17 protein-coding genes and 1 pseudogene are annotated in these 13,649 nt (G+C 73.2%); 10 read left to right on the top strand and 8 right to left on the bottom strand.

Features of this window, described 5'->3' with window-relative positions:
* The 7 genes and pseudogenes from JWR81_RS10305 to JWR81_RS10275 all read left to right on the top strand — a co-directional run.
* Positions 1 to 198: pseudogene (locus JWR81_RS10305) on the top strand (polysulfide reductase); the annotation flags it as partial.
* A gap of 51 nt (positions 199 to 249) precedes the next feature.
* Complete coding sequence (locus JWR81_RS10300) at positions 250 to 429, top strand: hypothetical protein (protein WP_297649869.1); 180 nt, start codon at positions 250 to 252, stop codon at positions 427 to 429.
* Positions 426 to 938: a DUF6328 family protein gene (locus tag JWR81_RS10295; RefSeq protein WP_297649867.1), complete on the top strand. Its 513-nt coding sequence runs from the start codon at positions 426 to 428 to the stop codon at positions 936 to 938. Before JWR81_RS10300 ends, JWR81_RS10295 begins: the two co-directional genes overlap by 4 nt.
* Positions 939 to 1,011: 73 nt before the next feature.
* Positions 1,012 to 2,382 carry an NAD-dependent succinate-semialdehyde dehydrogenase gene (locus tag JWR81_RS10290; RefSeq protein ID WP_297649865.1) on the top strand — a complete coding sequence of 457 codons (1,371 nt, stop codon included), beginning with the start codon at positions 1,012 to 1,014 and terminating at the stop codon, positions 2,380 to 2,382.
* Positions 2,383 to 2,408: 26 nt separating this feature from the next.
* On the top strand, positions 2,409 to 2,846 hold the full coding sequence (locus JWR81_RS10285; protein ID WP_297649863.1) for an SRPBCC family protein: 438 nt from the start codon (positions 2,409 to 2,411) through the stop codon (positions 2,844 to 2,846).
* Between the two features lie 185 nt (positions 2,847 to 3,031).
* Complete coding sequence (locus JWR81_RS10280; RefSeq protein ID WP_297649877.1) at positions 3,032 to 3,262, top strand: CDGSH iron-sulfur domain-containing protein; 231 nt, start codon at positions 3,032 to 3,034, stop codon at positions 3,260 to 3,262.
* On the top strand, positions 3,252 to 4,256 hold the full coding sequence (locus JWR81_RS10275; protein WP_297649861.1) for an iron-containing redox enzyme family protein: 1,005 nt from the start codon (positions 3,252 to 3,254) through the stop codon (positions 4,254 to 4,256). Before JWR81_RS10280 ends, JWR81_RS10275 begins: the two co-directional genes overlap by 11 nt.
* A gap of 73 nt (positions 4,257 to 4,329) precedes the next feature.
* Here JWR81_RS10275 and JWR81_RS10270 read toward each other — a convergent pair whose 3' ends face one another.
* A complete protein-coding gene (locus JWR81_RS10270) occupies positions 4,330 to 6,048 on the bottom strand; it encodes a GAF domain-containing protein (RefSeq protein ID WP_297649859.1) in 1,719 nt (572 codons plus the stop codon).
* 244 nt (positions 6,049 to 6,292) lie between these two features.
* On the opposite strand from JWR81_RS10270, the gene JWR81_RS10265 reads away from it, so the two are divergent.
* Complete coding sequence (locus tag JWR81_RS10265; protein ID WP_297649857.1) at positions 6,293 to 7,318, top strand: nitroreductase; 1,026 nt, start codon at positions 6,293 to 6,295, stop codon at positions 7,316 to 7,318.
* Between the two features lie 275 nt (positions 7,319 to 7,593).
* Here JWR81_RS10265 and JWR81_RS10260 read toward each other — a convergent pair whose 3' ends face one another.
* Positions 7,594 to 8,127 (bottom strand): STAS domain-containing protein, encoded by a 534-nt coding sequence (locus tag JWR81_RS10260; RefSeq protein WP_297649855.1) that lies wholly within the window; start codon positions 8,125 to 8,127, stop codon positions 7,594 to 7,596.
* Between the two features lie 331 nt (positions 8,128 to 8,458).
* On the opposite strand from JWR81_RS10260, the gene fdhA reads away from it, so the two are divergent.
* Entirely contained in the window at positions 8,459 to 9,673 is a 1,215-nt protein-coding gene (gene fdhA / locus JWR81_RS10255; RefSeq protein WP_297649853.1) for a formaldehyde dehydrogenase, glutathione-independent, read from the top strand.
* Positions 9,674 to 9,694: 21 nt separating this feature from the next.
* Here fdhA and JWR81_RS10250 read toward each other — a convergent pair whose 3' ends face one another.
* The gene (locus tag JWR81_RS10250) at positions 9,695 to 10,174 is read right to left on the bottom strand and encodes a hypothetical protein (RefSeq protein ID WP_297649851.1); all 480 of its coding nucleotides are present in this window, start codon (positions 10,172 to 10,174) and stop codon (positions 9,695 to 9,697) included.
* Between the two features lie 161 nt (positions 10,175 to 10,335).
* Between JWR81_RS10250 and JWR81_RS10245 the strand changes: the two genes are divergently transcribed.
* Positions 10,336 to 10,569, top strand: coding sequence for a WhiB family transcriptional regulator (locus tag JWR81_RS10245; protein ID WP_297649875.1), 234 nt, complete (start codon positions 10,336 to 10,338; stop codon positions 10,567 to 10,569).
* A gap of 32 nt (positions 10,570 to 10,601) precedes the next feature.
* On the opposite strand, the gene JWR81_RS10240 is transcribed toward JWR81_RS10245, so the two are convergent.
* From JWR81_RS10240 to JWR81_RS10220, 5 genes are all read right to left on the bottom strand, one after another.
* Complete coding sequence (locus JWR81_RS10240) at positions 10,602 to 11,054, bottom strand: DUF1931 family protein (protein ID WP_297649849.1); 453 nt, start codon at positions 11,052 to 11,054, stop codon at positions 10,602 to 10,604.
* On the bottom strand, positions 11,051 to 12,757 hold the full coding sequence (locus JWR81_RS10235) for an FAD-dependent oxidoreductase (protein WP_367278768.1): 1,707 nt from the start codon (positions 12,755 to 12,757) through the stop codon (positions 11,051 to 11,053). Before JWR81_RS10235 ends, JWR81_RS10240 begins: the two co-directional genes overlap by 4 nt.
* Positions 12,754 to 13,017, bottom strand: a complete 264-nt coding sequence (locus JWR81_RS10230) for a UBP-type zinc finger domain-containing protein (protein WP_297649871.1) — start codon at positions 13,015 to 13,017, stop codon at positions 12,754 to 12,756. Before JWR81_RS10230 ends, JWR81_RS10235 begins: the two co-directional genes overlap by 4 nt.
* A 14-nt stretch (positions 13,018 to 13,031) precedes the next feature.
* Entirely contained in the window at positions 13,032 to 13,469 is a 438-nt protein-coding gene (locus JWR81_RS10225) for a hypothetical protein (protein WP_297649847.1), read from the bottom strand.
* Positions 13,466 to 13,649: co-chaperone YbbN (locus JWR81_RS10220; protein WP_297649845.1), on the bottom strand; the 184-nt coding region annotated here is incomplete at its 5' end. The genes JWR81_RS10220 and JWR81_RS10225, both read right to left, overlap by 4 nt.

Here is a 13,649-nt window from a genome sequence, read left to right as displayed (position 1 = left end):
GCCGCCGCGGGCGGTGCGGTGCGGGGGCGGCGCGGCCGGCTGCTGTCGGTCGCCGCGGGTGCCCTGCTCAACGCGGGATCGGCCGCCACCCGGTTCGGCGTGTTCGAGGCCGGCCTGGTGTCCTCGCGCGACCCGTCCTACACGGTGGTCCCGCAGCGGGAACGGCTGCGGGCCCGCGAGGCGGCGGCGGCGGACTGACCGGCCTCACCCGGGCGGGTAGGACCTGCGCGGAACCGGGTACCCGGAGGGATGCCTGACACCGGGGCGCACACCCCGCCTCCCGACTCCCCCCTGCACGGGCGCGACGCCGCGGACGAGCTGGAGACCGAGGCGGCACAGAGCGACGACGAGCGCGACCCGGACCAGCAGCACGCTCCGCCCAGCGAACCGCCGCTGGGCCCGCACCGGGAGGAGGACAGGCGGTCGTGACGGCCACCGACGCACGCACACCCGGGCGCCGTCATGACGACGACTGGAACTCCGACCACCGCCCGGAGGCCCCGCTGCAGCGGGCCGACCGCAACTTCGCGGAGCTCCTCCAGGAGCTGCGGGTGCTGCTGACGGGCGTGCAGATCCTCCTCGGGTTCCTGCTCGCCCTGGCCTTCAACCCGGGGTTCGGCGAGCTCGACGGCTTCCGCCACGGCGTGTACGTCGTCACCCTGCTGTCGGCCGCCCTGTCGTCGGCGCTGCTCGTGGCTCCGGTGGCGGCCCACCGGCTGCTGTTCCAGGGCGGTCACAAGCGCGAGCTCGTCCGCACCGGGCACACCACCACGCTGATCGCGCTGGCCGGGCTCGGCCTGACGCTGGCCTCGGGCCTGCTCCTGGTGCTCGACATCGCCGTGGGCCGCGCCGCCGCGGTGATCCTCACCGCGGTGTTCGTCACCGCCATCGCCACGCTGTGGATCGCGGTCCCGATGCAGCTGCGCCACCGCGCCTGACCGACCGGCGAGGACGGCCCACCGCCCTCGGCCGGGGAGGATTGGGACCGCCTCACGTGGGTAGGCCTCCGGTATGGCCATTGCGACGATCAACCCCACGACCGGTGAGACGGTACGCACCTTCGACGCCCTCACCGCCGAGCAGCTCGAGCAGAAGCTGCAACGCGCGGCCGACACCTTCCGCACCTTCCGCACCACCACCTACGCCGAGCGCGCGGCTGTGTTCCGCCGCGCCGCCGACATCTTCGACGCCGAGACCGACGAGCTCGGCCGCCTCGCGACGCTGGAGATGGGAAAGACCCTTGCGTCCGCCCGGGCCGAGGTGACCAAGTGCGCGAAGGGCTGCCGCTGGTTCGCCGACCACACGGAGGAGATCCTCGCCGACGTGCCGCACGAGATGGACGGCGCCGAGGTCTTCACCCGCTACCAGCCGCTGGGCCCCGTGCTCGCGGTGATGCCGTGGAACTTCCCCTACTGGCAGGTCCTGCGCTTCGCCGCGCCCGCGCTGATGGCCGGCAACGTCGGGCTGCTCAAGCACGCGTCCAACGTGCCGCAGGTGGCGCTTGCGATCGAGGACGTCCTGCGCCGCGCCGGCTTCCCCGAGGGCGTCTTCCAGACGCTGCTGGTGCCGTCGTCGGCGGTCGCGGGGATCATCGACGACGACCGCGTCCGCGCCGCCACGCTGACCGGCAGCGAGCCCGCGGGCCGCGAGGTGGGCTCCCGCGCGAGCCGCAACATCAAGCCGAGCGTGCTGGAGCTCGGCGGGAGCGACCCGTTCATCGTCATGCCCTCCACCGATCTCGAGAGGACCTCGACCAACGCCGTCGCGTCGCGGACGCTGAACAACGGCCAGTCCTGCATCAACGCGAAGCGGTTCATCGTCCACGAGCAGGTCGCGGAGGAGTTCGAGCGGCTGCTGGTGGCGAAGATGGAGGCGCTCGTGGTCGGCGACCCCATGGACGAGAAGACCGACATGGGCCCGCTGTCCTCGACGGAGGCCGTCGCGACGATCGACAAGCAGGTTCAGGACAGCGTCGCCGCCGGAGCTCGCCTGCTGACCGGCGGCAAGCCGCTGGGCGGCCCGGGTGCCTACTATCCCCCCACCGTGCTCACCGACATCCCCAAGGGCTCGCGCGCGTACGTCGAGGAGTTCTTCGGACCGGTCGCGCTGCTGTTCCGGGCCCACGACGCCGACGACGCCATCCGCCTCGCCAACGACTCGCCGTTCGGGCTCGGCGGCAGCGCCTGGACCGATGACCCCGCCGAGCAGCAGCGGTTCGTGAACGAGGTCGAGACCGGGATGATCTACATCAACAAGTACACGGAGTCGACCCCCGAGGTGCCCTTCGGCGGTATCAAGAACTCCGGTTACGGGCGTGAGCTGGCCGAGTTCGGGCCGCGCTCGTTCGTCAACGCCAAGACCGTCTGGATCAACGGCGGCTGAGCGCGCCGCGGCCCCGAGGAGCTCGCATGGCCGAGGTGCAGATGACCGTCGGGGTTGCGCCCTCGCGCGTGTTCGCCGTGCTCTCCGACGGGTGGAGCTATCCGCTGTGGGTGGTCGGCGCGGCCCACATGCGCGACGTCGACGAGGCCTGGCCTCAGGTCGGCAGCCGCATCCACCACAAGGTGGGCGCGTGGCCGCTGCTCATCGAGGACAACACCGAGGTCGTGGACATGCGGCCCGACCGGCGCCTCGAGCTCGACGCGCGCGCCTGGCCTGCCGGCCGCGCCCGGGTCGTCCTCACGCTCGACGAGGTGGCCGGCGGCACCAGCATCACGATGGAGGAGCACGCCGCGGCGGGCCCCGCCCAGCTGCTTCCCCGTCGGGCGCAGGACGCGATGCTGGTGCCGCGCAACAACGAGGCGCTGCGGCGGCTCGAACAGGTGGCCGTCAACCGGCCGTACTGAGCAGATCGACAACGGGTTCGTCGGCCACTTCCCCGACATCGCGAGGGCCGAACCCGTTCCCCGGCGAGGGCGGGTCGTCAGGTCCCGGAGAGCCCGCTCACACCGTGTCCAGGTGTGAGGGTCCGCAGACCGGGCACTCCGTCTCCATGGCGGACACCCGCACGACCCCCACCGAGAACCATGAGATCCGGGCGGGTGCCGTTCCGGCCGCCCCCCGCTACGCCGCCACGGCTGCGCAGCCCACGCGCGTGACCGTCACCGACGAGGGACCGGTGCTGGTCGCGGGGCCGGTGGAGATCGAGTGCGCCGACGGCAGCTTGGTGCGGTCGGACCGCGCCGTCACGGCGCTGTGCACCTGCCGGCGCAGCCGCCGGGCGCCGTTCTGCGACACGAGCCACCGCCGCCGTGAGCGCTGAGCACGGCGTCACGGGCCCCCCTCTGCCCGCGCCCCGCGGGCCGGTGTCGGAGAGCGTGCTCGACGCCCTGCGGAACGGGATCGGCGCCCTGCTCCCCGACGTCGAGGACGCCGACCCCTTCGGTGAGGACCTGCAGCTCGCGCTCTACTGCTGCTACGAGCTGCACTACCGCGGCTTCGGCGGGGTCCCCGACGAGCGTGAGTGGGATCCCGGGCTGCTGACCGTGCGGGCTCGGATGGAACGCGTGTTCCTCGCCGCTCTGCGCGACGCCACCGGGCCCGGGGACGACGTCGACGCCGAGCTCGACGCCCTGCTCGTCGAACCGGTGGACCCGCCCGGGGTGTCACAGCACCTGCGCCGGGACGGCGAGACGTGGCAGGTGCGCGAGTACGTGGCGCACCGCTCGCTCTACCACCTGAAGGAGGCCGACCCGCAGGCCTGGGCGATCCCGCGGCTGCGCGGCCGGGCCAAGGCGGCGCTGGTCACCGTCGAGCACGACGAGTACGGGGCGGGCGACGCCCGCCGCATGCACTCCCGGCTGTTCGGGCAGATGATGGACGCACTGGGACTCGATTCCGGCTACGGCGCGTTCCTCGAGCAGGCACCGGCCGAGACGCTGGCCGAGGTGAACCTGATGTCGCTGTGCGGCCTGCACCGGTCGCTGCGCGGGGCTCTGGTCGGACAGTTCGCCGCGGTGGAGCTGACGTCGTCGCCGGGTTCGGGCCGGTTGGTGCGGGCCTTCCGCCGGCTCGGCCTGCCCGATGCCGCGGTGGCGTTCTACGCCGAGCACGTGGAGGCCGACGCGGTGCACGAGCAGGTGGTGCGCCGCGGGCTGATCGCGCCACTGCTCGCGGACGAGCCGGATCTCGCCCGCGACATCGTCTTCGGCGTCCGGGCGAGTGGACTGCTCGCCGACCGCTTCGGCGACCGGCTCCTCGCGAGCTGGATGCGCGGAGCGTCCAGCCTGCGGGCGCCGCTGCGCGGGTCACGCTAGGGACGACGCCCGATGCACCGGCAGGGACGAAGGTCCCCGGCTCCACGGACGTCCGGCCGCGCGGCCCGGCTTCCTACAGCGGCACCCGCCAGCTCAGCCGCGTGCCCCGGCCCGGCAGCGCCACCACGGCGAGGTCGCCGCCGCACTCCACCGCCCGCTCCCCGAGGTTGTACAGCCCGCTCCGCGCCGCAGCGGGGTCGATCCCGGCACCGTCGTCGACGACCTCGACCAGCAGGTCGTGGGCGACCTCGACGGTGACGGTGACGGTCGTGGCCCGCCCGTGACGCAGGGCGTTGCTGATCGCCTCCCGCACCACCGCCACCACGTGCACGCCGATCTCGGTCGGCACCATCGTGTCGACGGCCCCCGAGGTCCGCACGGACGGCGAGACCCCTGATCCGGCCGCGGCCTCGTGCGCGGTGTCGAGGATCCGCCTGTGCAGCCCGGGCCGGCCGCCGTCGCCCGCGGTGTGCAGATCGAAGATGGCGGTCCGGATCTCCCGCACGGTCGTGTCGAGCTCGTCGACGGCCTGCCCGATCCGTTCCTGCACGGCGGGGTCGGTGCTTCGGCGCAGTGTGCTCTGCAGCTGCAGTCCGGTGGCGAACAGCCGCTGGACGACGTGGTCGTGCAGGTCGCGGGCGATCCGGTCGCGGTCGGCGAACACGGCGAGCTGGCGCTGCGCGCGGTTCTTCTTCCCCAGCTCCAGCGCGAGCGTCGTCTGCTCGGCGAACGACGTCAGCAGCGGCACCTCGCTCTGCTCGAACGCGACCCCGCCGACCCGGCGCAGCGCCACGAGTACCCCGATCACCGACTCCTGGGAACGCAGCGGCACCGCGAGCGTCGGCCCGTGGTCGGGGGCGTGCTCGTCGGCGCCGGCGAGCGCGCCGGGCACGGCGCTCGTGAGCACCGCGGCCCGGCCCTCGGCCACCTCCGACAGCAGCGGGTCGGAGGCGTCCAGCCGCCGGCCGAGCAGGCCCGCCCCGTCGGCGCCGCTGTGGCCCCGCACGACGAACTCGCCGTCCTCCCGCTCCGGCCCGAGGACGATCACCGTGGTGTCGGAGCCGGTGAGCTCGAGCGTCCGCCGCGCGATGAGCTGCAACGCGTCGGACTCGATCGCACCCGCCAACAGCTCCGAACGGATCTCCGCGGACGCCTCGAGCCACCGTTGCCGCAGGCGCGTCTGCTCGAACAGGTCCGCGTTCTGCACGGCGATCCCGGCCGCGGCGGCCAGCGCCTCGACCACCACCTCGTCGGCGGCGGTGAACCCGCCCCCGCCCTTCTTCTCCGTGAGGTAGAGGTTGCCGAACACCGCGTCGCGCACCCGCACCGGGACGCCCAGGAACGTGCGCATCGGCGGGTGGTGCGGCGGGAATCCCACCGACGCGTCGTGGGCGGCGACGTCGGGCAGGCGCAACGGGCGCGGGTCGAGGATCAGCTGGCCGAGCAGGCCCTTGCCCTCGGGCAGCGGGCCCATCCGGGACAGCGTCTCGTCGTCCAGGCCCACGTGGAGGAACCGCGAGATGCCGCCGCCCGGGGCGAGGACCCCCAGTGCGCCGTAGCGGGCGTCGACCAGGTCCACCGCGGAACCCACGATCCGGCGCAGGGTCGTGTCGAGCTCCAGCCCCTCGGCGACGGCGAGGACGGCGTCGAGCAGCCCCTGCATGCGGTCCCGGGTCGCCACGATCTCGGCGAGCCGTTCCTGCACCTCCCGCAGCAGCTCGTCGAGCCGCAGGCCGGACAGCAGGTGCGGCATCACCGATGCCGACGCGGCCTCGCGCTCACCGTCCGGCATGACTCCGCTCCCCGCCCTGGTGGCCTCTCCGAGTCGGCCCAATCTGTCAGTCATGTGGCGCCCGGACAACCACGGCGACGGTGCTCGGGACAGCGCCGCTCAGGACAGCGGCGCGACCCGCGACGAACCGGGGACGCACGGCGCGAGGGGGAGGGACCTTCGGCCGTACCCCGCCCGGCCGGCGCCGGGCACCGTGGAGGGACTCCGGCAGGAGCCGGAGTGACCCGATCTTCCGGACGTGGTGATGAACGAGATTCCCGCGGCACTCGGCCTGGCGCCCGACCAGGTCGAAGACCTGCTGCTGACAGCCGGGCGGGCACCGTCGCTGCACAACAGCCAGCCCTGGCGCTTCCGGGTCACCCCGCAGGCGATCGAGCTGCACGCCGATCGGGACCGTGCGCTCCCGGTGATCGACCCCGCCGGCCGGGAGCAGCGCATCGCGTGCGGCGCCGCCCTGTTCAACCTGCGGCTGGCTCTGCACGGGCGCGACATCCGGCCGACCGTGACGATCCTCCCCGACCCCGCTCGTCCCGACCTCGTGGCCACGATCCGCAACGGCGGCCACAAGGTCGCGACGCCGGAGCAGCGCGAGCAGCTGCGGGCGGTGCCGCGGCGGCGCACCAACCGCCATCCCTTCACCGACGCCCAGCTGATCCCGGCCGAGCTGAACGCCCTGCGCCGGGCGGCGCTCGACGAGGGCGCCTGGCTGCACATCGTCGACCGGCGCGAGCAGCGCGACGAGCTGCAGGACCTGGCCGCGCGGGCACACCGCCTGCAGATGGACGACCCCGCGTTCCGCGCCGAGCTCGACCGGTGGACCGCGACGGCGCCGGGCCGCACGGACGGGGTCCCGGCCGCGGCCGGCGGCCCGCTCCCCACGCCACAGCGCCGGTGGGTGGTGCGCGAGTTCCACCGCGGCTCCGGCTCCGAGCGGGCGACCGCCGACTTCGAGGAGGAGCCCGTGATCGCCGTCCTGACCGCGCACCTGACCGGTGACCGCGCGGACGTGCAGGTCGGCCAGGCGCTGGAGCGGGTGCTGCTCACGGCGACGGTCGAGGGCCTGGCCGTGTCGTTCCTGTCGCAGGTGGTGGAGGTGCCCCGGACCCGGGAGGAGCTGCGCCGGCTCGTGGGCGGCAGCCGTCCGCCTCAGGCCGTGCTCCGGATCGGGCGGGGCTGGCCGGTGACCGCCACGCCCCGCCGTCCGGTCGCCGATCTCGTCCGGCCCGAACCGCGGCCGGCCCCCACGGACCGGAGCGTGGGGGCCCGGTGACGACGCGCCCGGACCCCGTCAACAGACCGGAGGTCCCTGCGATGCGGGGGTGACCACGTTCCAGCGGGCCTGTGACCGGCGCGCTCCGGACCCACTCCCGGCCGTCCGCGAGCATGCCGGCCGCCTACGCCGCCGACCCCTCGCTCGCCGCGCTGTCCCTGGACGTCCGGCACGGTCACCGACGCCGGGCGCCTCGCCACCCGTGCCGTCCGGTCGAGGGAGCCCGACGGGCACCGGCATCGCTACCTGGGTCGGCGACGTGCTGGACGCAGAGATCACAGGTCCGGATCGGCGGCGGACCCGTCTCGTCCCCGGACGGCCCGCGTGAGAACGGCGCCGGACACGAGCTCCTGGCCTACCGCCGCGACGTCGGTCAGAGGCCGGGTCCGGATCGGACGAGCTGCCCGTGCGGGCTCCGGGCCGTCGAACCGGTCGGTGATCCGCAGCAGGTCCATGGCCCGCTGGACGGAGGGCGAGAGTCGTGACAGGTACAGCGTGGCGCCGGCGCGGGAGCTCTCGTCCTGCACGTTCAGCAGCGCCGCGACCCCACTCGCACCGAAGAACGTGACGTGGCGGAGATCGACGACGAGCACCGACAGACCCGTCGCCAGCTCGGTCAGTGCCGAGTGCTCCAGCGCGGAAGCCGTGAGAATGTCGATCTCGCCGGTCACACGGAGGACGGAGATGTCGGGACCGAGCCGGAGCATCGTCACCTGCACGAGGTCCTCCAGCTGCGGCGGCGAGACGAGGATCGGGCACGGCACGGTGCGGGTGTCGTGCCTGAACGGGAGAACGGCGGCGTCGGGCACAGGACCTCCGGAGTTCGTGGTGGGCGCCGGCGGTCACCCACCAGTGGGACCGAGAAGCTTCCAGCCGTCCTGCCACGGCCGGCCGTGGCGCATGGTGAGCGTGATGGTGAGCAGCGCCATCGCCTAGAGCGTTCTGGCCATGACCCGTGGGTCTGCTCCGATGATCGCGATGTTCACGGCGACCACGGTGCCCCCGCCCACGGTCCGCCGGATTGAGCCCGTCAGCTCGATTCCGCGATGGGTCGACCGACCCGCCGGGCCGATGCCCTCACTCCCCTTCGCGACCAGCCTGTTCCCGTCTGGATACGACAGCGAAGAGGACGTGAGGACGATGGCGGGCAACCGAGCAGTGGTATACCAGGGGCCGGGCAAGGTGACGGTCGAGACCGTCGACTACCCGGAGCTGGTGCTCAAACCGGGACCAGGGGTGCCACCCGGCAACGAGAACCGCAAGTGCCCCCACGGCATGATCCTGAAGGTCGTCTCGACGAACATCTGCGGCAGCGACCAGCACATGGTCCGGGGCCGCACCACCGCCCCGGTCGGGCTGATCCTCGGCCACGAGATCACCGGGGAGGTCGTGGAGCTGGGCCCGGACGTGGAGAACTTCAGGATCGGCGACCTCGTCTCCGTACCGTTCAACGTGTCCTGTGGACGTTGCCGCAACTGCAGGGAGCGCAAGACCGGGGTCTGCCTGAACGTCAACCCGGAACGTCCCGGCGGGGCCTACGGCTACGTCGACATGGGCGGCTGGCCCGGCGGCCAGGCGGAGTACGTGATGGTCCCCTACGCGGACTGGACGGGGCTGCGCTTCCCCGACCGTGACCAGGCGATGGAGAAGATCCGCGACCTGACGATGCTGACGGACATCTTCCCCACCGGGTACCACGGCTGCGTCACGGCGGGGGTGACCACCGGGTCGACGGTCTACGTCGCCGGGGCCGGGCCGGTGGGGCTCGCCGCGGCGACGTCGGCGTTCCTGCTCGGGGCCGCGGCCGTGATCGTCGGCGACCTCAACGCCGACCGGCTCGCCCACGCCCGCACCTTCGGCTGCCTCACCGTCGATCCGTCGGCAGGACCGCTGCCCGACCAGATCGACCAGCTCCTGGGCGTTCCCGAGGTCGATGCCGCGGTCGACTGCGTCGGCTTCGAGGCCAAGGCCTCCAAGGACGGGCACGAGGCTCCGGCCGTCGTGCTCAACGCGGCGATGGAGGTCACCCGGGCCGGCGGGGCGATCGGCATCCCGGGCCTGTACGTCACCGACGACCCGGGCGCCACCGACCCCGACGCGCGCGTCGGAGCGCTGTCGCTGCGGTTCGGCCTCGGCTGGGCCAAGTCGCACGTCTTCTCGACCGGTCAGTGTCCGGTGCTGCGCTACAACCGCGATCTGATGATGGCGATCCTGGACGACCGGGTACAGATCGCCCGCAACGTCAACGCGACGGTCATCACCCTCGACGAGGCCCCGGACGGCTATGCGCAGTTCGACGCCGGGGTGCCGCAGAAGTTCGTCATCGACCCGCACGGAATGCTCAAGCATCCCTGAAAAGGGATCTCCGCCGGCATGTCACCGTCTCGGGACCACCGACATGATCTGGACCGCCAGCCGTTCGGTGATCCCGAGCCGGGGCACGTTCACCCGGGCCCGCTCCGCGATCCGGCGTGGGCTCAGGCCCATGTCGTGGTGGAGCCGGACGATCGCCTCCTGCTGGTCCGACCACGGTCGCCGCGGCACCGCAACAGGCTCGCGGCGACCGGTCGCGGCGGGCTCGGACGGCGCGGGGGCCGGAGGGCGGTAGTCCAGCCCGAGGCCGGAGTCCTTCCGGCCGAACTCGCCGGCTTCCCCCCGCCGCCGGGTCTCCTCGGAGTCGCCGACTGTCACCGCATCGGCGCTCTCGTTCACCCCGAGCACGGTGACGGCCGGCCCGCGGTGACGCAGCGCCTGGCGGTCCGCCTTCGTGCAGTACCTGTAGCCGAGGCCGGCACGCTCGGCGGGCAGCTCGTCACCGCAATCGATGCAGCTCAGCACCTTTGTCTCTGTTGTCAATTCTGTGCACCACCTCCGTTGTGTCCAACGCAGGGCGGCGACGGGTACTTCCGCCGGGCCGACTCGCGGACGGGGACGGAGCCGTCATCGAGGAGGGAACCATGGCCCACACGCCCCGAGGCCCGCGACGAGCGTCACCAGCGGCCGTGGCGACCGGCTGGATGGCGCGGGCGGCGTGCCGCGACGTCGATCCGGAGATCTTCTTCCCCGTCGGGTCCGGGCGCCTCGCCCAGGACGAGGCACTGGTCGCGAAGGCGGTCTGCCACGGGTGCGCCGTCCGGTCGGAGTGCCTGGACTGGGCGATGCGCCGAGGGCACGAGTTCGGGGTGTGGGGCGGGTTGGACGCCGACGAACGCCAGGACCTGCACCTGCGCAGAACGCGCTCCGTCGGGTAGGTGAGCGCTCCGGGCGCCGGCGCCCGGAGCCCTCAGAACACCAATCGGAACAGCCCGAAGGCCCGGTCCCAGTGCTCGGTGGCGGGGTTCGTCACATCCGGGTCGATCAACTTCATCGACCTCGCCATCGCGACGCCGAGCCCGCCGAACACCTCGACCAGCATCCCTTCGGTCTCCTCGCTGAACGTCACGTCCGCGGGCGGGCGCCGCACGACCTCGCGGAGCAGCCTGCGGACGTCCCCGGCGTCGTCGAGCTTGTCGAACTCGCGCATCCGCTCCTGCAGGCCGGCCGTGATCGGCAGGTCCTGCGGGGCGATGACGTCGCGGTCGTTCCAGCGCGCCGAGTTGCGCCCGGCGATGGCGAGATCGTCGACCATCTGGTCCACGAAGTCCCGGAACCGCCGCACGTCGTTCCGATCGATCTTGAGGCCGGCAACCGACCGGAAGAACCGTTCGAATACCGGGATGCCCGTGGGATGTGTCATGCCATCACTCCGTTTCTCGCATGCGCACCTGACAGGTACTCGTGGACGAGCCGGACGGCCATCGCCCCTTCCCCCACCGCCGAGGCGACCCGCCCCACCGACCCGCTGCGCACGTCCCCGGCCGCGAACACACCCGGGAGGGTCGTCTCCAGCAGGGCCCGCGGCCCGTCGTCGGCGGCGGCGCGGGACGCGCCCGCCGCCGCACCGGTCAGCACGTAGCCACCTGGGTCGAGGGCGAGGGTGCCGGCCAGCCAGCCACTGCACGGACTCGCGCCGATGAACACCATCAGCTCGCGCGCCGGCAGGGTGCGCTGCTCGGCGCCGTCGGTCACGGCCACCGCTTCCAGCGACCCCGGCGGCCCGAGGAGATCGCGCACCTCGGAGTGCAGGTACACCCCGATCCGCGGATCGCGCTCGATCCGGTCGGCCAGGTAGCGCGACATGTTCTCGTCGAGGCTGCGCTCGCACACCACCAACCGCACCTCGCGGGCGTGGTCGGCGAGGAAGAGGGCGGCCTGGCCTGCGGAGTTGCCGCCGCCCACGACGACGACCGGGTCGTTCACGCACAGCTTCGCCTCGAGCAGGGTGGCCGCGTAGTACACGTTGCTCTCCTCGAAGTCCGCCAGCCTGCGCACCTTCAGGCGGCGGTTGCGGGCGCCGGTGGCGACGACGACCGCCCGGGCGGCGTGGGAGCTCCCGTTGGCCAGACGCAGCACGAGATGACCGTCGGCCGGGACCAGCGCCACGGCCTCGGCCGGCACCGCGATCCGGGCGCCGAACTTCTCGGCCTGCACGACCGCGCGGTCGGCCAGCTCTCCCCCGGAGATCCCGGCCGGGAAGCCCAGGTAGTTGTCGATCCGAAACGACGTCGCCGCCTGACCGCCGGCCGCCACCCTGTCGAGCAGCACCGTCGTCAGTCCCTCCGACGCGCCGTAGACGGCCGCGGCGAGCCCGGCAGGCCCGGCGCCGACGACCACCAGGTCGGACAGCTCGGGCGGGGCCTCCTCGGGCTGCCCGACCAGCGCGGCCAGCTCGGCGTTGCCGGGGTTGCGCAGGACCGTGTCGCGCCACACGACGATCGGCGTCTCCTCGGGGCTGATCCCGAGCTCGCGCAGGAGCGACTCCGCGGCGGGGTCGGACTCGAGGTCGACGAACCGGTGCGGCAGCCGGTTGCGGGTGGCGAACTCCCGCAGCCGCCGCGTGTCGGGCGAGAATCGGGATCCGACGATGCGGAACCCGTGGCCGCCGCCGATCGTCGGCGTGCGCCGGATGAGGTAGACCCGCATGATCTCGTCGCCGAACGCGGGGTCGTCGAGCAGCACGCGGCGCAGGCGGTCCATCGGAACCGCCAGCACCTCACCGGGGTCGGCGACGATCGTCGTGAGGAAGGCGACCTGCCCCGTGAGCAGGCCCAGCTCGCCGAGGAACCGCCCGGGACCGTGTACCCGGACGATCCGCTGCTCGGCGGTGCCGAACCCCTCGACCACGGCCGCGCGCCCGGAGAGCAGGACGTAGAAGACGTCGTCGGGGGCGCCCTCGGTGACCAGCACCTCGCCCCGCTGCGTCGGGCGGCGCGCGCCGAACGGGGCGAGCGCGCGGATCCGTTCCTCGCTCAGGTGCGGGAACGCACCGGTCATGTCGGGCGTCTCGCCGCCGGACAGCGATGCCAGCAGCTCGTCGGCGACGCCCGCCGTGGTCGTCACGCGAACGCCTCGTCGACGTAGCACCAGCGCCAGTCCTCGCCCCGCTCCATCGACGACACGATCGGGTGGCCGAGCTCCCCGGCATGCTCGCGGGCGTGCCGCATCGCTGAGGAGTCGCAGCAGCCGACGTGCCCGCAGGTGAGGCACAACCGCAGGTGCACCCACCGCGTTCCGATCGGCAGGCACTCCTCGCAGCCGAACGGTGTGCGGGGCACGACGGTGCGGATCCAGTCGACGTGCCGGTCGACGCGCGCGGACACCGGGTACCCGCCGCTCACCGCCGGCGCCCGCTGCCGAGGACCAGCGCGGCGCCGATCGCGGCGAGCCAGGCGTCCTTGGCCAGCGCGATCCCGTCCTGGCTGGGGAACGGGGAATGGGGGCGGTGCATCCCGGGAGTGCGGGCGTAGAGCCCGAGCAGCCCGGCGCCGAACCCGAGCAGCCCCAGCCCGGCGATGCCCGCCGGCACGAACGGCAGGACGGCGGCGGCCCCGATCAGCACCTCGCCCGCCGCGAGCGCCTTCGTGAAGTCGCGCGCGTCGATCCTCGCGAGAAACGGGTAGGCCCCGCTGGCGAAGCCGTGCAGGTACTTGGCCGTCTCCTCGTCGGTGTCCCACTTGGCCATGCCCGAGTCCAGGATGTAGGCGCCGGCAGCGAGCCGCAGGGGCAGCTGCCAGGCCCGATCGCGGAGGTCCGTGATGCCGGGCAGGTTCATGACGCGCTCTCCTCGGTGGTCGGGTGACCGCCTGCGGGGGCGGCCAGTGCGGCGTCGAGCCAGCTGCGCAGCTGCGGGAGGGGCACCGCTCCCGGCTGCCGGGCGACGACCTCCCCGTTACGCACCACCATCAACGTGGGCACCGCACGAACCTCGAACCGCTGCGACAACACCGGCGCC

Source organism: Pseudonocardia sp. (assembly GCF_025965585.1).
Classification (GTDB): domain Bacteria; phylum Actinomycetota; class Actinomycetes; order Mycobacteriales; family Pseudonocardiaceae; genus Pseudonocardia.
This window is presented reverse-complemented; position numbering and strand designations above follow the sequence as displayed.